Here is a 19407-nt window from a genome sequence, read left to right on the forward strand (position 1 = left end):
TGCGTCGTCTTGCGTGGGGGGAAAAAGCCACCTCCCCACCAGGCTTCCGCGATCAGAAAACACCCCCCCTCCCCCCCCCCCCCCCCCCCCCCCCCCCCCCCCACCCCGGCCCCCCCCCCCCCCGCCACCGCACGCTCCGGCTGGAGGTCGGCCCGGCGTCCGGGGAATGAGACGGAGCACCAGTTGGTTGAACCGCAAACCATTGGTCCTCCCCGGAGAGAAGAAGGAACATGCGCGTCGAGATCTGGAGCGACATCGCCTGCCCGTGGTGCTACATCGGCAAGGCCCGGTTCACGAAGGGGCTGGCCGAATTCGCCCACCGGGACGAGGTGGAGGTCGTCTTCCGGTCCTTCGAGCTGGACCCGAACGGCGCCAAGGGCGTCACCGCCCCCGTCCTGGAGATGCTCGCCCGCAAGTACGGCCGCACCCTCGAGGAGGCGCGCGGCATGGAGGAGCACGTCGCCGCCAGCGCCCGCGCCGAGGGCCTGGAGTACCGGACCGAGGGCCGCGACCACGGCAACACCTTCGACATCCACCGCCTGCTGCACCTGGCCGCCGCCCGGGGACGGCAGGAGGAGCTCCTCGACCTGGTGTTCCGCGCCAACTTCGCCGAGGAGCGGTCCGTCTACGACCCCGAGGTGCTGCTCGCGCTGGCCGTGGAGGCCGGACTCGACGAGGCGGAGGCCCGTACGGTCCTCGCCGACGGCTCCGCCTACGCGGACCGGGTACGGGCCGACGAGCGCGAGGCGGCCGAACTGGGGGCCAACGCCGTGCCGTTCTTCGTCCTGGACCGGCGCTACGGCATCTCCGGCGGGCAGCCCGCCGAGGTGTTCACCCGCGCGCTGGAGCAGGCCTGGGCGGGGCGCGAGACGGTGGAGACCGCCGCGGACGCCGATGCCTGTGAGTCCGACGGCGCCTGCGCCGTCCCCGGGGCCTGAACCGCCGCCCCTGATCCGGGGCGCCCGCGTACCTCCCGTACCGGGCGCCCCGCCGCCCTGACCCGCACCGCCCGCACCCGTACCGCCCGCACCCGCCGGGCCGCCCGGCGCGCCCGCCCGGGGGCCCCGCCGTAGGCTGGACGTGCGCGCACGGCGCGGGCCCCGGCCTGCTCCCGGTGCGCCAGTCGGCTTCGGCTTCGGCTCCAACCAGCTCGGGGACCTCGACTCCTTTGCGGAAGGAGACCCCGATGACCGCCAGGAAGCGTGCGTCCGCCAAGGCCAGGTCCGGGGCCGCCACCCCGGCGGACGGGCAGGACAGGCTCATCAGTTCGGCCAAGCAGTACATCCGTACCCACGGGTCCAGTTACCTCAAGGACCCGAACATCTCCTCGATCGGCATCGGCTACAAGGAGACGAAGGGGAAGCGGAGCAAGGAGCTGACCCTCCAGTTCACGGTCGACACGAAGGTGAGGCCGGAGGGGATGCGGCTCCTGGGCACCACGGAGATACCCCCGGCCGTCGACATCGGCGGCGGCATCGTGCTGCCCACCGACGTGATCGAGCGCAGCTACCGGCCGCACTTCCTCGTCGTCCCCGAGGCGCAGACGCCCGAGCGGCAGAAGCGCGTCGACCCGGTCCGTCCCGGTGTGAGCGTCGGGAACGTCCGGCTGCACGCGGGCACCCTCGGCTGCATCGTCTACGACAAGAACGACGGCGCCGCCTGCCTGCTGAGCAACTGGCACGTGCTGAACGGCCGCAAGGGCAAGGCGGGCGACGAGGTGGTCCAGCCGGGGACGGACGACGACAGCCGCTTCGCCGCCAACCGGATCGGCGCGCTCCGACGCGGCCACCTGGGCACCCTCGGGGACTGCGCCGTGTCGACCGTCACCGAGCGCGGGATCGACACCGCCATCCTCGGCCTCGGGGTCACACCGAAGCAGCTGGGCGAGCCGCACATCGACGACAAGGTCGTGAAGTCCGGGCGGACCACGGGCGTCACGCACGGGATCGTGACCCGCCCCTTCGTCAAGGTCCGCGTCCCCTACGGGCCGCCGACGGGGGTGAAGGAGATCGAGTGCTTCGAGATCGGCCCAGATCCGCGGCACCCCGCGGACGGCGGTGAGATCAGCACGTTCGGCGACTCCGGTGCGGCGTGGGTGTTCAAGAAGCGGTCGGGCAGGCCCTCGGACGTACTGGCAGGCCTGCACTTCGGCGGTGAGGACGAGTCCGATCCCGTGGACCGGGCGCTGGCCTGCTTCCCGCGCGCGGTCTTCGAGCAGCTGAAGATCACCCTGGACCGGCCGGCGGCGGCCTCGCGGGAGAACCCGGCGGGCTACGACCCGGGCTTCCTCACGGTGCCCGTGGGCACCCCGTCCCTCAGCCCGTCGATCAGGGACACCGCCGTACGCCTCGACGGCTCCGAGGTGATCCCGTACACGCACTTCTCCCTGGCGCTGAGCAAGGAGAGGCGCTTCGCGATATGGGTGGCCTGGAACATAGACGGCGGCACGCTCAAGAAGCTCGACCGCAAGGGGATCGACTTCGTCAAGGACCCGCGCCTGTCGCCTGGGGACCAGGTCGACAACGAGCTGTACAAGGACAAGGGCGGCAGGACCAACCGGCTCGACCGGGGCCACATCGCGCGTCGCGCCGACGTCTGCTGGGGTCCGCTGCCCGAGGCGCAGCGGGCCAACGAGGACTCCTTCGTCTACACCAACATCGCTCCGCAGATGGACGACTTCAACCAGAGCAAGCGGGCCGGGCTCTGGGGGAGGCTGGAGGACGCGGTGTTCGAGGACGTCGAGGTCGACGGTCTCAGGGTGAGCGTGTTCGGCGGCCCGGTCTTCCAGGAGGACGACCGAACCTTCCGCGGGGTGCGGATACCCCGCGCGTTCTGGAAGGTCATCGCCTACTCCGAACACGGCGCGTTCAAGGCCAAGGCCTTCCTGCTGGCACAGAACCTGGTCCTCCCGGAGGCCCTGGAACTGGACGAGTTCCGGACGTTCCAGGTCAAGGTCGCGGAGGTCCAGAAGCAGGCCCGCATCCGCTTCCCCGCCGTGATCACCGAGGCCGACACGCTGGTGGTGCCGGAGTCCCTGGAGGACCGGGCGCCGCTGGAGCGCCAGGCCGACATCGACTGGAGCTGAGCCGCCGGGCCGCGACCCGCTGGCTCGCCCGCCTCGGCCACGAGCCCGTCCCCGGCGACGCCGCGATCGTCTCCGTACCGGGCCTGACCCACCGCCGGCCCGCCCTGGCGGCCGCCGGGATCCACACCTCCGCCCGCGAGGGCGCCCTGCGCGCCCCCTTCCACCTCTACGACACCGAGGCGGACGTCGACCGTCCGCTGGACGTGCTGTCCGGCTGACCGGCGCCGGACCCGGACCGCTACGCCGCCCAGGCCGCCGAAGCCGCGGCCAGGGCCGGCGCCGGATCCGCGCCGAGGGCCCGGGCCAGCGCCCCCAGCGCGGCCCCGACCGCTTCCGGCGAGGCCGCCGGGCCGTAGTGGTTGACCCGCACCATCTCCCGGGCCAGCGCCCCGCCGCCCGCCGCGAGCGGGGCCGAGGGGTCCGCCGCCAGGGCCTTCGCCACCACCAGCGAGGCGTCCGCGACCCGCAGCGTGGTCGCCACCGGCGCCGCCTGAGCCGGGTCCCCGACCCACGGGGCGACGCCCAGCGCCGCCGCGCCCGCCCGGGTGGCCCGGGCGGCAGCCGCGTGCCGCCCCAGCACGCCCGCGGGCCCCTCGGACGCGATCCGGTCCAGGCAGGCCTCCAGCGCCAGCATCTCCAGCTGCGCGGGCGCGTGGAGCAGCGCCTTCCGGCCGCCGTCGATCCAGCGCTCCTTCCAGTCGAGCAGCGAGAGGTACGAACGGCGCGGGGCGGCCGGATTGGCCGCGAACCGCTCCCAGGCGCGCCCGCTCACCGACACCGCCGACACCCCCGCCGGGCCGCCCATGGCCTTCTGCGCACCGATCACGCACAGGTCCACGCCCCACGCGTCCGGCAGCAGCGGCTCGGCTCCCACCGACGCCACCGCGTCCAGCATGAACAGCGCCCCGTGGGCCCGTACCGCCTCGCCGATCTCCGCGACCGGATTGGTGTTGCCGGTGGCCGCCTCGGCGTGCACCAGCGAGACGAAATCGATCTCCGGGTGCGCGGCCAGCGCCCCGGCGACCTGCTCACCGGTGACGGCGGTGTCGAAGGGCACCGCGAGGTCCACCACGTTCGCCCCGGCGTCGCGCAGCCAGTTGCCGAACGTGGTCCCGTACGGCCCGGTGACGATGTTCAGCGCCGTCGAACCCGGCCGTGCCCCCGAGCGGATGCACCCCTCCAGCGGGAGCAGCGCCTCGCCCTGGGTGACCACCACGTCGTTCCGGGTGTCCAGCAGCCGCGCGACCCCCCGCTCGATCGACGCGAAGTGCTCGGCGGTCAGCGGCGGCAGGTCCAGCAGGGGGTGGGTCACGTCGGTGCTCTCTTCGTCCGGGGTTACCGGCCGAGCCTACCCAGCCCGCACGTACAGTGCGGGCATGAGTGATCACAACGGTGTGCTCCATGTGAAGGGGCGGGTACTCGTCGGGCCCCACGAGGTGCGCGACGAACTGTGGGTCGTCGGCGGACGGGTCTCCTTCGAGCGGCCGACCGCCGCCCGGGAGGTCACCACGGTCACCGGATGGGCCCTGCCCGGCCTGGTCGACGCCCACTGCCACGTGGGTCTCGACGCCCACGGCCCGGTCGACGCCCCCACCGCCGAACGGCAGGCCCTCACCGACCGGGACGCCGGCACCCTCCTCATCCGTGATGCCGGATCCCCCTCCGACACCCGCTGGATCGACGACCGCGAGGACCTCCCGAAGATCATCCGGGCGGGCCGCCACATCGCCCGCACCCGCCGCTACATCCGCAACTACGCCCACGAGATCGAGCCGCCCGAGCTCGTGGAGTACGTCGCCCGGGAAGCCCGTCGCGGCGACGGCTGGGTGAAGCTGGTGGGGGACTGGATCGACCGCGACGCCGGTGACCTGACGGCCTGCTGGCCCCGCGCCGAGGTCGAGGCCGCCATCGCGGAGGCGCACCGGCTCGGGGCGCGGGTCACCGCGCACTGCTTCGCGGAGGACTCGCTGCGGGACCTGGCCGAGGCGGGCATCGACTGCGTCGAGCACGCCACGGGGCTCACGGAGGACACCATCCCGCTGTTCGCGGAACGCGGCGTGGCGATCGTGCCGACCCTCGTGAACATCTCGACGTTCCCGAAGCTGGCGGCGGGCGGCGAGGCGAAGTTCCCCCGCTGGTCGGCGCACATGCGGCGGCTGCACGAGCGGCGCTACGACACGGTCCGGGCGGCCTGGGACGCGGGCATCCAGGTGTACGTCGGCACGGACGCGGGCGGTTCCCTGCCGCACGGCCTGGTCGCCGCCGAGGTCGCCGAGCTGGTGAAGGCCGGGATCCCGCCGCTGGACGCCCTCTCGGCGACGGCCTGGGCGGCACGGGACTGGCTCGGCCGGCCCGGCCTGACCGAGGGCGCCCCCGCCGACCTCGTGGTCTACGCCGCCGACCCGCGGGCCGACGTACGGGCCCTGGCGCAGCCGGAGCGGGTCGTCGTGAACGGGGTGGTCCGGGCATAGGAGGTGGGGCGGGCGGGACTCCTGGGCCGGACGATGCGCGGAAAATCGAATACATGCATGGAAACCACCCTTTGGGGTGAAGTGACGTCAGGTTGCTGACCGTTCACTCCCGGTGCGCAAGGATTCGAACGTCGAAGCCGTCGGCGTGCGCGATGTCCCCCATTGGCGCCGCGACGGCACCCAACTCCCCGGGGGTTCCACCATCTTGAACAGCAACACCTTCCGCATGCCCGCGGCCGTTCTGCTCGCCACGGGAGCGGTGGCCCTGCTCACCGCGCCGCCCGCCCTCGCCACGGGCGGCGGCACCGGGAGCGAGGGAACGTCCGGCGCCGCCGTCCTGCGGACCGGACTGGACGTGGGCCTGCTCAACAAGGCCGTCCACGTCCCGCTCAAGGCCACCCTCAACGAGGTCACCGCCCCCGCCAGCGCCGCGAAGACGGCCCTCACCGTCACCCTCGACGGGGCCGAACAGGGGCGGCCGGTCAGCGTCCTGCGGGCGGACGTCGCCACCGCCAGGGCGACCGCCGACAAGAGCCGCGCCGAGGCCGAATCACACCTCGCCCACGCCAAGGTGCACGTCCCCGGCCTGCCCGCGCTCTCCCTCATCGAGGTCGAGAAGGTCACCTCCAAGGCCGTCTGCGAGGCCGGGAAGAAGCCCGTCGCCTCCTCGAACGTCCTCGGCACGGTCACCGCCCTCGGCAAGAAGGTCACCCTCACCGCCGGCGGCCCCACCAAGGTCGAGGTGCCCGGCGTCGGCCTGGTCTCCCTGGAGCTCTCCGGTACGCGGACCACCTCCACCACCGCCGCCGCGTCCGCGCTGCGCCTGAAGGTGTCGGTCAACCCGCTGAACCTGAACGTGGCCGAGGTCGACGGCGAGGTCGTGCTCGCCGAAGCACACTGCGAGTCCCCCCGGGGAACCGCCCCGGGCCCCGGCCCCGCGGCGAAGCCGGACGTCAAGCCGCAGACCGTGCCCCAGGCCAACCTCGCCGAGACCGGCGCCGGTTCGGTGACCCCGTACGTCGCCGGCGGCGCCCTCCTCCTGCTCGGCATCGGCGCGGGCGCCCTCGTCGTCACCCGCCGCGGCAGGACCCGCTAGGCCCTGTCGTCAAAGTCCCGCCTGGCCCGCGGCGGCCGGCACCGCGCCTCGCCGCGTTGTCGGGGCGCCCAAGTACGTCCAGTACTCGGGCGCCCCTCCGCCTTGCGATGCACGGCACCGGCCGCCGCGGGCCTGACCGGCGCTACTTCGACGACAGGACCTAGCCGGTCAGCGCGAGGCGCGCTCCAGCCCCTGGCCGACGGCGCCGCGCGAGGTGACGGCCGCCGTGACCTCCTTGTCGGCCCGGGCGTAGTCGGACCGCCGGGCGGCGCCGTCCACCGCGCAGGAGGTGCACACGACCCGGAAGGGCGGCCCCATGTCCGAGTACTGCGTGAAGTACTCGGCCTTGACGACCTCCCAGCGGCCGGGGCGCCCCGCCGCCGGGGCGAAGGTGAACCGGGGGATCGAGGACATGTTGCCCCGCGCCTTCTCCGCCTCGTAGAAGCTCGCGACCTGATCGCCCATGCCGAACACCACCCAGGTGCCGTTGATCTTCTCGTAGGGCTGCGGCACGTGGTTGTGCGTACCGAGGATCAGATCGATGTCGGGGAGGCCGTCCGCCCCGCGCGAGGCCGTCAGCGCCTGCGCCAGATCGCGCTGCTGCTGGTCGGGAGCCGTCTGCCACTCGGTGCCCCAGTGGATGCTGAGGACGACGACGTTCGCGCCGGCCGCCCGGGCCGCGCGGGCGTCGGCGATGATCCGGCCCTGGTCGATCAGGTTGACGGCCCAGGGCTTGCCCGCCGGGAGCGGTATGCCGTTCGTCCCGTACGTGTAGTCCAACTGGGCGACCTTCGCGCCGCCGGCCGAGAGCACGGCCGGCGCCTTGGCCTCGTCGGCGCTGCGCGCCGAGCCGACGTGCTTGATGCCGACCCGGTCGAGGTGGTCGAGGGTGCGGGTGAGGCCGTCGTAGCCGTCGTCGAGGGTGTGGTTCGAAGCGGTGGAGCAGCTGTCGTAACCGGCGTCCTTGAGGGCGTCGGCCAGCTGGTGCGGGGCCTTGAAGGCGGGGTAGCCGGTGTAGGGGCCGCCGGGCCGCCCGTACGGTATCTCGTGGTGGCACATCGCCAGATCGGCGGCCGACACGATGGGCTTCACGCCCGCCAGTATCTTCCGGAAGTCGTACTCCCCGGCCTTGCCGCCGGCGTCGTCCGCCGAGCGCTGGATGATCGAGGGGTACGGGATGATGTCGCCGGTCGCGACCAGCGTGAACGGCGTCCCGCCCGGCGCGGCCCGGTCGGTCCCCGGCTTCGCCCCGAGCCGCTGCTCGGGGGCGGAGGCCCCGTCCCCCAACAGCCGGGGCGCGACGTAGACACCCCCGCCGACCACGGCCAGCACGACCAGCCCGACCCCTATCCGCGCCGCCACCTTCATGGACCGTCCCCCGTCACACCGTAGTTCCGGCCATCGTAGGCCTCCCGCGCCCCCCGCGCCGGACCGGTCCGACGAGACCGGCTTGCCCAGCACCATCGAGACGGTCGGCCGGACAACCGGCCCCGCCCCACCACCCCCACGGGCCAGGGCCCACACCCACCGCCACGCCCCACCAGGGCACCCGCCACCCGCCCGGCCGGGGCACCCGCCGCCCGCCACCCGCCCGGCCGGGGCCACGGCAACGGCACGCCCCCGCCCCCTCCCTACCGCGCGGCCAGCGCAAGCGCGTGGTCCAGCGCCTGCAGCAGCCTCCCCGTCGTCGCCCTGTCGCGGACCGCCAGGCGCAGCCACGTCGCGTCCAGCCCCGGGAAGGTGTCCCCCCGCCGCACCGCGAAGCCCAGCGCGCGCAGCCGGGTCCGGACCTCCGCCGCGCCGGGGACCTGGACCAGTACGAACGGTCCCTCGGCCACCCCCGACACCCGCACCTCCTCGAACTCCTCCAGCCCCGCCAGCAGGTGCTCCCGGTCGACCGCGATCCGCCTCGCCGCGTCCTCCGCCTCCGCCAGCGCCGCCGGCGAAACGCACGCCTCCGCCGCCACCAGCGCCGGCGTCGACACCGGCCACAGCGGCTGCGCCCCGGCCAGCTTCGCGATGACCTCGGGCTCCGCCAGCACGTACCCGATCCGCAGACCGGCCAGCCCCCACGTCTTCGTCAGGCTCCGCAGCACGACCAGCCCGGGTACGTCCATCCGCCCGGCCAGCGCCTCCCGCTCACCCGGGACGGCGTCCATGAACGCCTCGTCCACCACCAGGATCCGCCCCGGCCGGGCCAGTTCCGCCAGGACCCCCGCCGGGTGCAGGACCGACGTCGGGTTGGTGGGGTTGCCGACCACCACCAGGTCGGCTTCCTCCGGCACCGCCGCCGGGTCCAGCCGGAAGCCGTCCTCGGCCCGCAGCAGCACCCGTTCCACCCGGTGCCCGGCATCCCGCAGGGCCGCTTCCGGCTCGGTGAACTGCGGATGCACCACGACCGGCCGTACGGCTCCCAGCGCCCGCGCGATCAGGACGAACGCCTCCGCCGCCCCCGCCGTCAGCAGCACCCGTTCCACCGGCAGCCCGTGACGGGCCGCCACCGCCGCCCGCGCCGCCCGGCCGTCGGGGTAGGCCGCCAGGTCGCCCAGGCAGGCCGCGATCCGCTCCTTGAGCCACTGCGGCGGCGTGTCCGCGCGTACGTTCACCGCCAGGTCCACCAGCGCGCCGCCCGCGTCCGCCACTTCCGCGTCCCCGTGGTGGCGCAGGTCGTGCTCCTCGGCGGTGGCCACCGCGCACGTCGCCGCCACCGAACGCCGCTTCGGCACGAGGAGTTCCCCGCCCCCGGCCAGCGCCGCCGCCTCGGCCACCGAGGCCGTGCCGGAGGCCTCCCGCACCGCCGCCGACGGATGCGGTACCGGTATGCGCGCGAGCTGTTCCGCCGGATAGCCGACCAACGGCACGCCGAAACGTTTCGCCGCCCCCGCGATCCCCGGCTCCCCGGTCTTCGACTCCACCGTGGCCAGCGCCGCCACCGCCCCGGTGGCCAGCCCGGCCCCCCGCAGCGTCTCCTCCACCAGCGCGCAGACCTCCTCGACGGAGACCCCCGCACGCCCGCCGATCCCGACCACCAGCCGCGTCACGTACTCGCCCACAGCGATCCCTCCTCCGTCCGTCGTCCGTCTGTCGTCGTCAACACGCTGCCGCCCGCCCCCCGCGCACGGAAGTGCGCACCCGGCCGCCAGTCGGTATGCAGGGGCACATGGCGGTGATCGTGGCTTTGGGCGCGTTCCTGATGACGCTGGCCGGCGGCTGGACGGCGCAACGCGTCACCGACCGCCGCCACCTGGTGCTCGGCCTGGCCGGCGGGCTGATGCTCGGCGTGGTGGGCCTCGACCTGCTGCCCGAGGCGATGCACGCGGCCGGCGACGAGGTGTTCGGCGTGCCGCTGGCCCTGCTGCTCTTCGTGGGCGGCTTCCTGACCGCCCACGTGGTGGAGCGCCTGCTCGCCGTACGCCAGGCCGCGCACGGCGCCAGGAACGACGTCGCGGCCGTCGGCGAGGACCCCCACAGCCACAGCGGCGGCCGCGTCCCGCAGGTCGGTCTCACCGCGGCCGCCGCCATGGTCGGCCACAGCGTCGCCGACGGAGTGGCCCTCGGCGCGGCCTTCCAGGTCGGCGGCGGCATGGGCGTGGCCGTGGCGCTGGCCGTCATCACCCACGACTTCGCCGACGGGTTCAACACGTACACCCTCACCCGCCTCTACGGGAACGCCCGCCGCAAGGCCCTGCTGATGCTCTTCGCGGACGCCGTGGCGCCGGTCGTGGGCGCCGCGTCCACCCTGCTGTTCACCCTTCCGGAGGAACCCCTCGGGGCGTACCTCGGATTCTTCGGCGGCGCCCTGCTGTACCTGGCCGCCGCCGAGATCCTCCCCGAGGCGCACCACAGGCACCCCGCCCTGTCCACGCTGATGTGCACGGTGGGCGGGGTGGCCGGGATCTGGCTCGTGGTCGGCCTCGCCGAATGACCGCCGGCCGGGGCGGGCGGTCACCGGTGCGCTGCCGCGGCTTCCGCGAAGCGCCGGGCGACCGAGGGCCGCGCCGCCCAGTGGGTGTGCAGGTAGCTGGCGTGCACGCCCTGCCGTACGAAGCCCTCGACGCGGCGTTCGGGATGCGTGAACCCCCACGCCGGCTCGGCTCCGGCACCCGGCTCGATCACCGTCCGGTGGAACTCGTGCCCCCGCAGCCGCGTCCCCGCGGCGGCGAGCGAGCTGTCCGTCACCGCCACCGCCTCCCGGTAGCCCAGCGTGAGCCGCTCCGACATACGGGCGTCGGCGTCGAGCACCCCGCACATCGGCCTCCCGTCCAGGGAACGCGCCAGGTACAGCAGCCCCGCGCACTCCGCGGCGACCGGCCCGCCGGACGCCGCGAAGTCCGCGACGGCCTTGCGCAGCGGCTCGTTCGCCGACAGCTCCGGCGCGTACACCTCGGGGAACCCGCCGCCGATCACCAGCCCGGACGCCCCCTCGGGGAGCGCCTCGTCCCGGAGCGGGTCGAAGGTGACCACCTCCGCTCCGGCCGCCGTCAGCAACTCCGCGTGCTCGGCGTACGAGAACGTGAACGCGGCCCCGCCCGCGACGGCGACGACGGGCGGCCGGCCCCCGGCGACGACGGGCCGGCCCCCCGAGTCCGGGACGGCGAAGACGGCGTCCCGCGGCGACCACGCCGCGCAGTCCAGCTCTGGGGCCGTCCGGGCCAGCGCCATCAGCGCGTCCAGGTCGCAGCCGGCCCGTACCTGCCCGGCCAGCGCCGCCACCGCGGCCACGGCGTCGGCCCGCCGCTCGGCCACCGGGACCAGGCCCAGGTGCCGGGACGGCGTCGCCACCTGCGGGGCCCGCCGCATGACACCGAGGACCGGCATCCCGGCCTCCTCCAGCGCCTCCCGCAGCATCGCCTCGTGCCGGTCGGAGCCCACCTTGTTGAGGATCACCCCGCCGAGCCGCACCTGCGGGTCGAAGGAGGCGAAGCCGTGCACCAGCGCCGCCACCGACCGCGACTGCGAGGAGGCGTCCACCACCAGCACCACCGGCGCCCGCAGCAGCTTCGCCACCTGCGCCGTCGACGCGAGCTCACCCCGCCCCGCGGCCCCGTCGTACAGCCCCATCACGCCCTCGACCACGGCGAGGTCGCACCCGGCGGAGCCGTGCGCGAACAGCGGCGCGACCAGCTCCGGCCCGCACATGAAGGCGTCCAGGTTGCGGCCCGGCCGGCCCGTGGCCAGCGCGTGGTAGCCGGGGTCGATGTAGTCGGGCCCGGCCTTGTGCGGGGACACGGCGAGGCCGCGCTCCGCGAAGGCCGCCATCAGGCCCGTCGCCACGGTGGTCTTGCCGCTGCCGGAGGACGGCGCGGCGATGACCAGCCGGGGCACGTTCACGGACGTCACCACTCGATGCCCTTCTGGCCCTTCTGGCCGGCGTCCATGGGGTGCTTGACCTTGGTCATCTCGGTCACCAGGTCCGCGAACTCCACGAGCTTCTCCGGTGCGTTGCGGCCCGTGATGACCACGTGCTGCGTGCCGGGGCGGTTCCGCAGCACCTCGATCACCTCGTCCACGTCGATCCACCCCCAGTGCATGGGGTACGCGAACTCGTCGAGCACGTACAGCCGGTGCGTCTCGGCGGCCAGGTCGCGCTTGACCTGCTCCCAGCCCTCCTTGGCGGCCTGCTGGTTGTCGAGCTGCGCGTCCCGCTGCACCCAGGACCAGCCCTCGCCCATCTTGTGCCAGACGACGGAACCGCCCTCCCCGGAGGCGCCCAGCACCTTCAGCGCGTTCTCCTCGCCGACCTTCCACTTCGCCGACTTGACGAACTGGAACACCCCGATCGGCCAGCCCTGGTTCCAGGCGCGCAGCGCCAGGCCGAACGCGGCCGTCGACTTGCCCTTGCCCGGGCCGGTGTGCACGAACACGAGCGGGCGGTTGCGGCGCTGACGCGTCGTGAGCCCGTCGTCCGGAACGACGGTCGGCTGTCCCTGCGGCATTACGCGGCCCTCCTGGAGGATTCGGATGTCACTGCGGTACGTACGTTCTTCACGAGCCCGGCCAGCGAATCGGCCCGCAGCCCGTCGAGGGTCACGGCCGGCCCGCCCAGATCGGCGGCCAGCGCCCCCGCCAGCCCGAGCCGGACCGGCCCGGACTCGCAGTCCACGACCACCGAGGCGATCCCCCCGGCCGCCAGCAGCCGGGCACTGCGCCCCGACAGCTCGCGCGGGTCACCGCCGAGGGTCCCGGCCGAGGTGGCCCGCCCGTCGGTGACGACCACCAGCAGCGGGCGCCGCGAGGGGTCCCGCAGCCGCTCGATCCGCAGCACCTCGTGGGCCTTGAGCAGGCCCGGGCCGAGGGGGGTGCGGCCGCCGGTCGGCAGCTTCTCCAGCCGGGCGGCCGCCGCGTCCACCGAGGAGGTCGGCGGCAGCGCCAGCTCGGCGCCGGCCCCGCGGAAGGTGATCAGGCCGACCTTGTCCCGGCGCTGGTAGGCGTCCAGGAGCAGGGAGAGCACCGCGCCCTTGACCGCGCTCATCCGCTGCCGGGCGGCCATCGAGCCGGAGGCGTCCACCACGAAGAGCACGAGGTTGCCCTCGCGGCCCTCCCGGGTGGCCTGGCGCAGGTCGTCCTTGCGCACGACGAGGCCGCGCCCGGCGCGTCCGCGCGCCTTCTGGTGCGGTGCGGCGGCGTGCACGGTGGCCGCCAGGTGCAGCTTCGTCAGCTGCCCCCGGGGCCGCTGGGCACCGGTGGTGCGGCCGTGCGCGGTGCGGGCGCGCGAACGCCGCCCGGCCGCGCCCTCGCCGAGGCCGGGCACGCTGAGCATCTTGGTGCGGAACGGCTCGGCGGCCCGCACGGCGGCCTGTTCGGGCCCGTCGGCCCCCTGGGCGGAGGGCTGCGGGGTCTCGGTGGCGTCCGCGGGGGCCTCCGGCGCCCCGGTGGCCTCGGTGCTCTCCGGCGGGGCCGCGGCCTCGGACTCGGGGCCGGACCCCTGCGGGGGCACCCCGCTGCCGTCCGGCCCGCCGTCGGGGCCGCCTCCGTCGTCGGGACCCTCGGGCTCCGGGTCCGGCTCGGGCTCGTTCTCCGGCTCCTCGTCCGGGAACCGGTCGAGGATCTCGTCCAGCTTGTCCTCGTCCAGCCCCGGCGCGTCGAAGGGGTTGCGCCGCCGCCGGTGGGGGAGCGCCAGCAGCGCGGCCTGCCGTACGTCCGCCTTCAGTACGTCGGTCCGCCCGGCCCAGGCGGCCAGCGCGGTCGCGGTCCGGGCCATCACGATGTCCGCCCGCATGCCGTCCACCTCGAAGCCGGCGCAGGTGGCGGCGATCCGGAGCAGCGCGGTGTCCCCGAGCCGGACCTGCGGGAGCAGCGCCCGCGCCGCCACCACCCGGGCGCGGACCTCGTGTTCGTCATCGGCCCACCGGGTCGCGAATCCGGCCGGGTCGTCCTCATACGCGAGCCTGCGGCGCACGACCTCGACGCGCTGGGCGGGCTCGCGGGAGGCGGCGACCTCGACGGTGAGCCCGAAGCGGTCCAGGAGCTGCGGACGCAGCTCGCCCTCCTCGGGGTTCATCGTCCCGACGAGCAGGAACCGTGCGGCGTGGCGGACGGAGACGCCCTCGCGCTCCACGTACGAGGCCCCCATCGCGGCGGCGTCGAGGAGAACGTCCACCAAGTGGTCATGGAGGAGGTTCACTTCATCGACGTACAGGATCCCCCGGTGCGCGTCGGCGAGCAGTCCGGGCTCGAAGGCCTTCACGCCTTCCGCCAGGGCCCGTTCGATGTCGAGCGCCCCGACGAGGCGGTCCTCCGAGGCCCCGACGGGCAGCTCCACCATGCGGGCGGGCCGGGCGGCGCCGGGTCCGGGCTCGTGCGGGCCGTCCGGGCAGGCCGGGTCGGGCGCGGCCGGGGCGCACGAGAACCGGCATCCGGGGACCACGTCGACCTGCGGCAGCAGCGCCGACAGTGCGCGCACGGCGGTGGACTTGGCGGTCCCCTTCTCGCCGCGCACGAGCACACCACCGACCGCCGGGCTCACGGCGTTGAGCAGCAGTGCCAGCCTCAGATCGTCCTGGCCGACCACCGCTGTGAACGGGAAGTGGGTGGTGCTCATCCGCTGATCACTCCTTCGAGTGGACCGCTCTCGTTGCCTGTTGCGCAGGAGCGGTCCTTGGTCATGCTGGTTTTCTGCTCCCCGTGATGAAGGGGATGGCCCGCTGCTGCACGAGCACGTGATCGAACTGCTTCTCTGCTCCCCGGATATGCGGGGATCGAACGCGACCTCACGGCGCGCCCGGGGGGAGGAAGGGGAGGCCCGCCGGGGCTCCGGTCTCGATCAGGCTCAGCAGCGCAGCGGTGTCGGCGTGCTCCTCGATCAGGTCGCCCAGCAGGTCCAGCTGCTCCTCCCGCAGGGCGGAGAACGAGGTGTCCGGGGCCGGGACGAAGCGGCGTCCCGCAGCCGAGGCCACCTCGCGGAGGAACGCCCGGCGGAAGCCGTCCGACTCCAGCGAGCCGTGCCAGTGGGTGCCCCACACCGATCCGACCCGGCATCCGTCGAGGAAGGGCTCCCCGCCCAGGACCTCGGCGACGCCGTGGTGGATCTCGTAGCCGTCCACCGGCTCGCCGAGCGCCGAGCCGACGGGCCGGGCCAGGGTCTTGTCCCGCTCGAAGCGGACCCGTACCGGAAGGAGCCCGAGCCCCGGCACGGAGCCGGCCTTCGACTCGACCTCGTCCTCGATGTGCTCGCCCAGGGCCTGGAAGCCGCCGCAGACGCCGAGCACCGGGCGCCCCTCGGCGGCACGGCGCGCCAGCGCGTCCGCGAGTCCCCGCTCCCGCAGCCACTCCAGGGCCTTCACCGTGCCGCGCGTACCGGGTACGACGACCAGGTCCGCGTCCGCCAGTTCCTCGGCCCGGTCCACGAACCGCACCACGACCCCCGGCTCCGCCGCGAGCGCGTCGACGTCGGTGAAGTTCGACATCAGCGGCACCGCGCACACCGCGACCCGCAGCACGTCCTCGCCGACCGGCGGCGCCACCACGGACTCCCGTACCGCGCCGCGCAGGGAGACCCTCAGGCCGTCCTCCTCGTCGATGCCCAGCCCGTGCCGGTAGGGCAGCACCCCGTACGTCGCCCGGCCGGTCAGGTCGCGCAGCATCTCCATGCCGGGCTCCAGCAGGGACACGTCACCGCGGAACTTGTTGACGAGGTATCCGGCGATCAGCGACTGGTCCTCGGGGGACAGCAGGGCCGTCGTGCCGAAGAAGGAGGCGAAGACCCCGCCCCGGTCGATGTCGCCGACCACGACCACCGGGAACCGCGCGGCCCGGGCGATCCCCATGTTCACGATGTCGGTCCGGCGCAGGTTGATCTCGGCCGGACTGCCCGCCCCCTCGCAGATCACGGCGTCATACGTGCCCCGCAGCTGCTCCAGGCAGTCCGTGACGATGCCGAGGAGCTGCTCCTGGCGGCCGCCGTGGTAGCCGCGGGCGCTCATCTCGCCCACCGGCTTGCCCAGCAGCACCACCTGGCTGCTGCGGTCGCTGCCGGGCTTGAGCAGCACGGGGTTCATCAGCGCGGTCGGTTCCACCCGGGCGGCCTGGGCCTGCATGGCCTGGGCGCGGCCGATCTCGGCGCCCTCGCGCGTCACGAACGAGTTCAGCGACATGTTCTGCGCCTTGAACGGGGCCACCTTCACGCCCTGCCGGGCCAGCCAGCGGCAGATGCCCGCCGTGACCACGCTCTTGCCCGCGTCCGATGTCGTACCCGCGACCAGCAGTCCGCCGCCGCGCTTCGTGCCGCTCATGTCCCCGCCCTCCTCGTGCGGCAGCCCTTCCGCGCGCGGGCCGCCAGCGTCCGGGCCGCCACGCAGGCCCCCAGCGCCAGCCAGGTCACCCGCCGCGACAGCCGTACCGCGCGTTCGATGTCCGCGACCTCCACGGGCCGCCCCCGCTCCCCGTTCAGCACCGCCCGGTGCTCGACCCGGCCCCCGTAGGACAGGGTCCCGCCGAGCCGCACGCCGAGCGCCCCGGCGAAGGAGGCCTCCACCGGCCCGGCGTTGGGGCTGGGGTGGGCGGCGGCGTCCGCGCGCCAGGCCCGTACGGCTCCCCGCCGGTCGGGACCGGCCGCGACGGCGGCGAGGGCCGTGAGCCGGGCGCCGGGCCAGCCCGCCACGTCGTCGAGGCGGGCGGAGGCCCAGCCGTAGCGCAGGTAGCGGGGCGACTTGTGGCCGACCATGGCGTCCAGGGTGTTCACGGCGCGGAAGGCCAGCAGCCCGGGGACCCCGGCGACGGCACCCCACACCAGGGCCCCGACCACCGCGTCGGAGGTGTTCTCGGCGACGGACTCCACGACGGCCCGCGCCATCTGCTGCTCGTCCAGGGCCTGGGGGTCGCGCCCGCACAGGTGGGGGAGCCGCTCCCGGGCCACCTCCGCGTCCCCGGCGGCGAGCGCCCCGCCGATCGCGCGGGCCTCCCGGCCCAGCGAGGTGCCGCCGACGACGGCCCAGGTGGCCGCCGCGGTCAGGGCGATACGGGCCGCCGCGGGCCGGGAGCGCACGGCGCGCGCGCCGAGCGCGCCGGCGGCGGCGGCGCCGCCCGCGCAGAGGAGGGTGTGCAGGAGGCCCCGCGCGCGGTCGTCGCGCCACAGGGCGCCCTCGACTGCGGCGGCGGCTCGTCCGAAGGCGGCCACGGGGTGCCCCCGGCGCGGATCCCCGAGGATCCGGTCGCCGATCAGCCCCGCCGTGACGCCGTACGCGAAGACGCGGTCGGCACGCATGGTGGCAGGTATGTCCTCACTCAGGGTCCGCGCCCTGGTTCGACGTGTCCGGCGGCGAGAGTTCCTGGCTCCCGGGGCGCACGCGTCGCGTGAGCTCCTCGGTGACAGTGGCGGGACCGCGCCGGATTCGCACCGGACTTCCTCTCCATGCCGCCGTATTGGCTCGCGCAGTCCACCACGGCCTGCGAACGCCCGTCAACTTGCCGTTGACCTGGTGGGACGGACGGCGGAGAAGGGGCGCGGGTGCGCGAAAGCTCCCTCCGGGGAATCCCGGAGGGAGCTTTCGTACGCGGTGCGCCGGTGTCAGCTGACGATGAGGTAGATCCCGTAGGCCACGGCCGCCGCGCAGAGCGCGAAGCAGGCGTAGGCGCCGGTGCGGGCCAGGCCTGCCGTTCCGCCCTGCTCGGTGGCGGTCTCGTGCTTGGACAGGCCCACCAGGCCGAGGGCGAAGAGGGCCACGAGGGCGACGGTGGCGGAGAGGCTGACCCCGAAGACGGAGCCGAGTGCTGCCCAGTCGATCTTCATACTGCCGTTTCCTCTGTCGTTCGGGCTCAGACCGCCGCGGCCGGAGCCGTGGGGGTCGTCGGGGCGGCCGTCGCGGCCGGGATGGTGGCCTTGAGGTCCTCGTCGGTCACCGCGGCGGTGGTGCCCGCGGCCGGCGGGACGGCGACGGCGGCCATGGCGGTGGTGACCACGCCGGGCTGCTCGGCCCCGGAGAGGTCCGTGTCCGTGGCGTTGACGTTGGTGTGGTCGACGACCTGGCGGCGGGAGATGAGCCAGATGGCGGCGCAGGAGGCGACCAGGAAGACCGTGACGGCGGCGACGCCGACGTCACCGGTGCGCATGACCAGCTCGGCGCCGGCGGCGACGAGGGCGGCGGCCGGCAGGGTCAGGCCCCACGCGACGAACATGCGGGTGGCGGTGGACCAGCGGACCACACCGCCCTTGCGGCCCAGGCCCGCGCCCATGACGGCGCCGGAGCAGGCGTGCGTGGTGGAGAGGGAGAAGCCGAGGCTGGAGGAGGCCAGGATGACGCTCGCGGCCGAGGTCTGGGCGGCGAAGCCCTGCTGCGGCTGGAGGTCGGTCAGGCCGGAGCCCATGGTGCGGATGATGCGCCAGCCGCCCAGGTAGGTGCCCATGGCGATGGCCAGACCGGCGGAGACGATGACCCAGACCGGCGGGTTGGAGCCGGGCGCGAGCGCGCCGCCGGCGACCAGGGCCAGGGTGATGATGCCCATCGTCTTCTGCGCGTCGTTGGTGCCGTGCGCGAGGGAGACCAGTCCGGCGGAGGCGATCTGGCCGGCCTTGTAGCCCTTGGCGGAGGTCTTCTCGCCGATCTGGCCGTTCAGCTTGTACGTGAGCTTCGCGGCCAGCATCGCGGCCACGCCGGCCACGATCGGGGCGGCGACGGCGGGGATGAGTACCTTGGTGACGACGACGCTGCCGTTGACGGCGCCGAGGCCGGCGGAGGCGACGGCCGCACCGACCAGGCCGCCCATCAGAGCGTGGGAGGAGCTGGAGGGAAGGCCGACCAGCCAGGTGACGAGGTTCCAGAGGATCGCGCCGACCAGGGCGGCGTAGATCACCTCCGGCTGAATGCCCTCCTCGTTGACGAGGCCCTTGGAGATCGTCTTGGCGACCTCCACGGACATGAACGCGCCGACGAGGTTGAGCACGGCGGACATGGCCACCGCCGTCTTGGGCTTGAGGGCGCCGGTCGAGATGGTGGTGGCCATCGCGTTGGCTGTGTCGTGGAAACCGTTCGTGAAGTCGAACACGAGAGCGGTGATGATCACGATCCCGAGGAGAAGCGTTATGTGCTCCATTTACCCAGGCTTCTGTTTGGCGTCAGTGGCACGGCGACCGTAGGCAACCTGGGTGAACGGAAGATGAACTGACTCGGGCGGCACGGTGTCCCCACGCGCCACACCATCGGGCCATTCGTCCCGATTCTTTCGTAGCCATCCCGATTCATGCACGTCAAAGGTGGGTGAACGGATCCCTCCGGGGCGATCGGACGCCCTGCGGACCACCGCCCGCCGGCCCCCGGAAG

General features: G+C 74.2%; 15 protein-coding genes, 1 pseudogene and 1 riboswitch. Of the genes and pseudogenes, 6 read left to right on the forward strand and 10 right to left on the reverse strand.

Features of this window, described 5'->3' with window-relative positions:
- The first annotated feature begins 230 nt into the window (after nucleotides 1-230).
- The 3 genes and pseudogenes from ACZ4WZ_RS11840 to ACZ4WZ_RS11850 all read left to right on the forward strand — a co-directional run.
- Complete coding sequence (locus ACZ4WZ_RS11840; RefSeq protein WP_467888449.1) at nucleotides 231-938, forward strand: DsbA family oxidoreductase; 708 nt, start codon at nucleotides 231-233, stop codon at nucleotides 936-938.
- Between the two features lie 248 nt (nucleotides 939-1186).
- Nucleotides 1187-3085 (forward strand): DNA/RNA non-specific endonuclease, encoded by a 1899-nt coding sequence (locus ACZ4WZ_RS11845; protein ID WP_467888452.1) that lies wholly within the window; start codon nucleotides 1187-1189, stop codon nucleotides 3083-3085.
- A gap of 23 nt (nucleotides 3086-3108) precedes the next feature.
- A pseudogene (locus tag ACZ4WZ_RS11850) lies at nucleotides 3109-3303 on the forward strand (aminotransferase class V-fold PLP-dependent enzyme); the annotation flags it as partial.
- A gap of 20 nt (nucleotides 3304-3323) precedes the next feature.
- Here ACZ4WZ_RS11850 and ACZ4WZ_RS11855 read toward each other — a convergent pair.
- Nucleotides 3324-4397 carry an aminotransferase class V-fold PLP-dependent enzyme gene (locus tag ACZ4WZ_RS11855; RefSeq protein WP_467888454.1) on the reverse strand — a complete coding sequence of 358 codons (1074 nt, stop codon included), beginning with the start codon at nucleotides 4395-4397 and terminating at the stop codon, nucleotides 3324-3326.
- A gap of 64 nt (nucleotides 4398-4461) precedes the next feature.
- On the opposite strand from ACZ4WZ_RS11855, the gene ACZ4WZ_RS11860 reads away from it, so the two are divergent.
- Together ACZ4WZ_RS11860 and ACZ4WZ_RS11865 are read left to right on the forward strand one after the other, a co-directional pair.
- Nucleotides 4462-5556, forward strand: a complete 1095-nt coding sequence (locus ACZ4WZ_RS11860; RefSeq protein ID WP_467888457.1) for an amidohydrolase family protein — start codon at nucleotides 4462-4464, stop codon at nucleotides 5554-5556.
- A gap of 205 nt (nucleotides 5557-5761) precedes the next feature.
- Nucleotides 5762-6652, forward strand: a complete 891-nt coding sequence (locus ACZ4WZ_RS11865; protein WP_467888459.1) for an SCO1860 family LAETG-anchored protein — start codon at nucleotides 5762-5764, stop codon at nucleotides 6650-6652.
- 168 nt (nucleotides 6653-6820) lie between these two features.
- Here ACZ4WZ_RS11865 and ACZ4WZ_RS11870 read toward each other — a convergent pair whose 3' ends face one another.
- Both ACZ4WZ_RS11870 and cobC read right to left on the reverse strand, forming a co-directional pair.
- The gene (locus tag ACZ4WZ_RS11870; RefSeq protein ID WP_467888462.1) at nucleotides 6821-8020 is read right to left on the reverse strand and encodes a CapA family protein; all 1200 of its coding nucleotides are present in this window, start codon (nucleotides 8018-8020) and stop codon (nucleotides 6821-6823) included.
- A 263-nt stretch (nucleotides 8021-8283) separates the two neighbouring features.
- On the reverse strand, nucleotides 8284-9693 hold the full coding sequence (cobC, locus tag ACZ4WZ_RS11875) for an Rv2231c family pyridoxal phosphate-dependent protein CobC (protein ID WP_467888619.1): 1410 nt from the start codon (nucleotides 9691-9693) through the stop codon (nucleotides 8284-8286).
- Between the two features lie 119 nt (nucleotides 9694-9812).
- Here cobC and ACZ4WZ_RS11880 point away from each other — a divergent pair, with 119 nt between their 5' ends.
- Nucleotides 9813-10577 (forward strand): ZIP family metal transporter, encoded by a 765-nt coding sequence (locus tag ACZ4WZ_RS11880; protein WP_467888464.1) that lies wholly within the window; start codon nucleotides 9813-9815, stop codon nucleotides 10575-10577.
- A 20-nt stretch (nucleotides 10578-10597) separates the two neighbouring features.
- Here the strand turns inward: ACZ4WZ_RS11880 and ACZ4WZ_RS11885 are convergent, their stop codons facing one another.
- The 7 genes from ACZ4WZ_RS11885 to ACZ4WZ_RS11915 form a co-directional block, all read right to left on the reverse strand.
- On the reverse strand, nucleotides 10598-11983 hold the full coding sequence (locus ACZ4WZ_RS11885) for a cobyrinate a,c-diamide synthase (RefSeq protein WP_467888467.1): 1386 nt from the start codon (nucleotides 11981-11983) through the stop codon (nucleotides 10598-10600).
- A gap of 5 nt (nucleotides 11984-11988) precedes the next feature.
- Nucleotides 11989-12588, reverse strand: a complete 600-nt coding sequence (gene cobO / locus ACZ4WZ_RS11890) for a cob(I)yrinic acid a,c-diamide adenosyltransferase (protein WP_467888470.1) — start codon at nucleotides 12586-12588, stop codon at nucleotides 11989-11991.
- Nucleotides 12588-14693 carry a putative cobaltochelatase gene (locus ACZ4WZ_RS11895; RefSeq protein WP_467888472.1) on the reverse strand — a complete coding sequence of 702 codons (2106 nt, stop codon included), beginning with the start codon at nucleotides 14691-14693 and terminating at the stop codon, nucleotides 12588-12590. Before ACZ4WZ_RS11895 ends, cobO begins: the two co-directional genes overlap by 1 nt.
- A gap of 169 nt (nucleotides 14694-14862) precedes the next feature.
- Complete coding sequence (locus ACZ4WZ_RS11900) at nucleotides 14863-16383, reverse strand: cobyric acid synthase (protein WP_467888475.1); 1521 nt, start codon at nucleotides 16381-16383, stop codon at nucleotides 14863-14865.
- The gene (locus ACZ4WZ_RS11905; RefSeq protein ID WP_467888478.1) at nucleotides 16380-17354 is read right to left on the reverse strand and encodes a cobalamin biosynthesis protein; all 975 of its coding nucleotides are present in this window, start codon (nucleotides 17352-17354) and stop codon (nucleotides 16380-16382) included. Before ACZ4WZ_RS11905 ends, ACZ4WZ_RS11900 begins: the two co-directional genes overlap by 4 nt.
- Before the next feature lie 58 nt (nucleotides 17355-17412).
- Nucleotides 17413-17498: riboswitch (cobalamin riboswitch) on the reverse strand.
- A 159-nt stretch (nucleotides 17499-17657) separates the two neighbouring features.
- Nucleotides 17658-17879, reverse strand: coding sequence for a hypothetical protein (locus tag ACZ4WZ_RS11910; RefSeq protein WP_467888480.1), 222 nt, complete (start codon nucleotides 17877-17879; stop codon nucleotides 17658-17660).
- A gap of 26 nt (nucleotides 17880-17905) precedes the next feature.
- Nucleotides 17906-19180 carry an inorganic phosphate transporter gene (locus tag ACZ4WZ_RS11915; protein WP_467888482.1) on the reverse strand — a complete coding sequence of 425 codons (1275 nt, stop codon included), beginning with the start codon at nucleotides 19178-19180 and terminating at the stop codon, nucleotides 17906-17908.
- Nucleotides 19181-19407: the final 227 nt, after the last annotated feature.

Source organism: Streptomyces sp. NPDC029122, assembly GCF_055569445.1.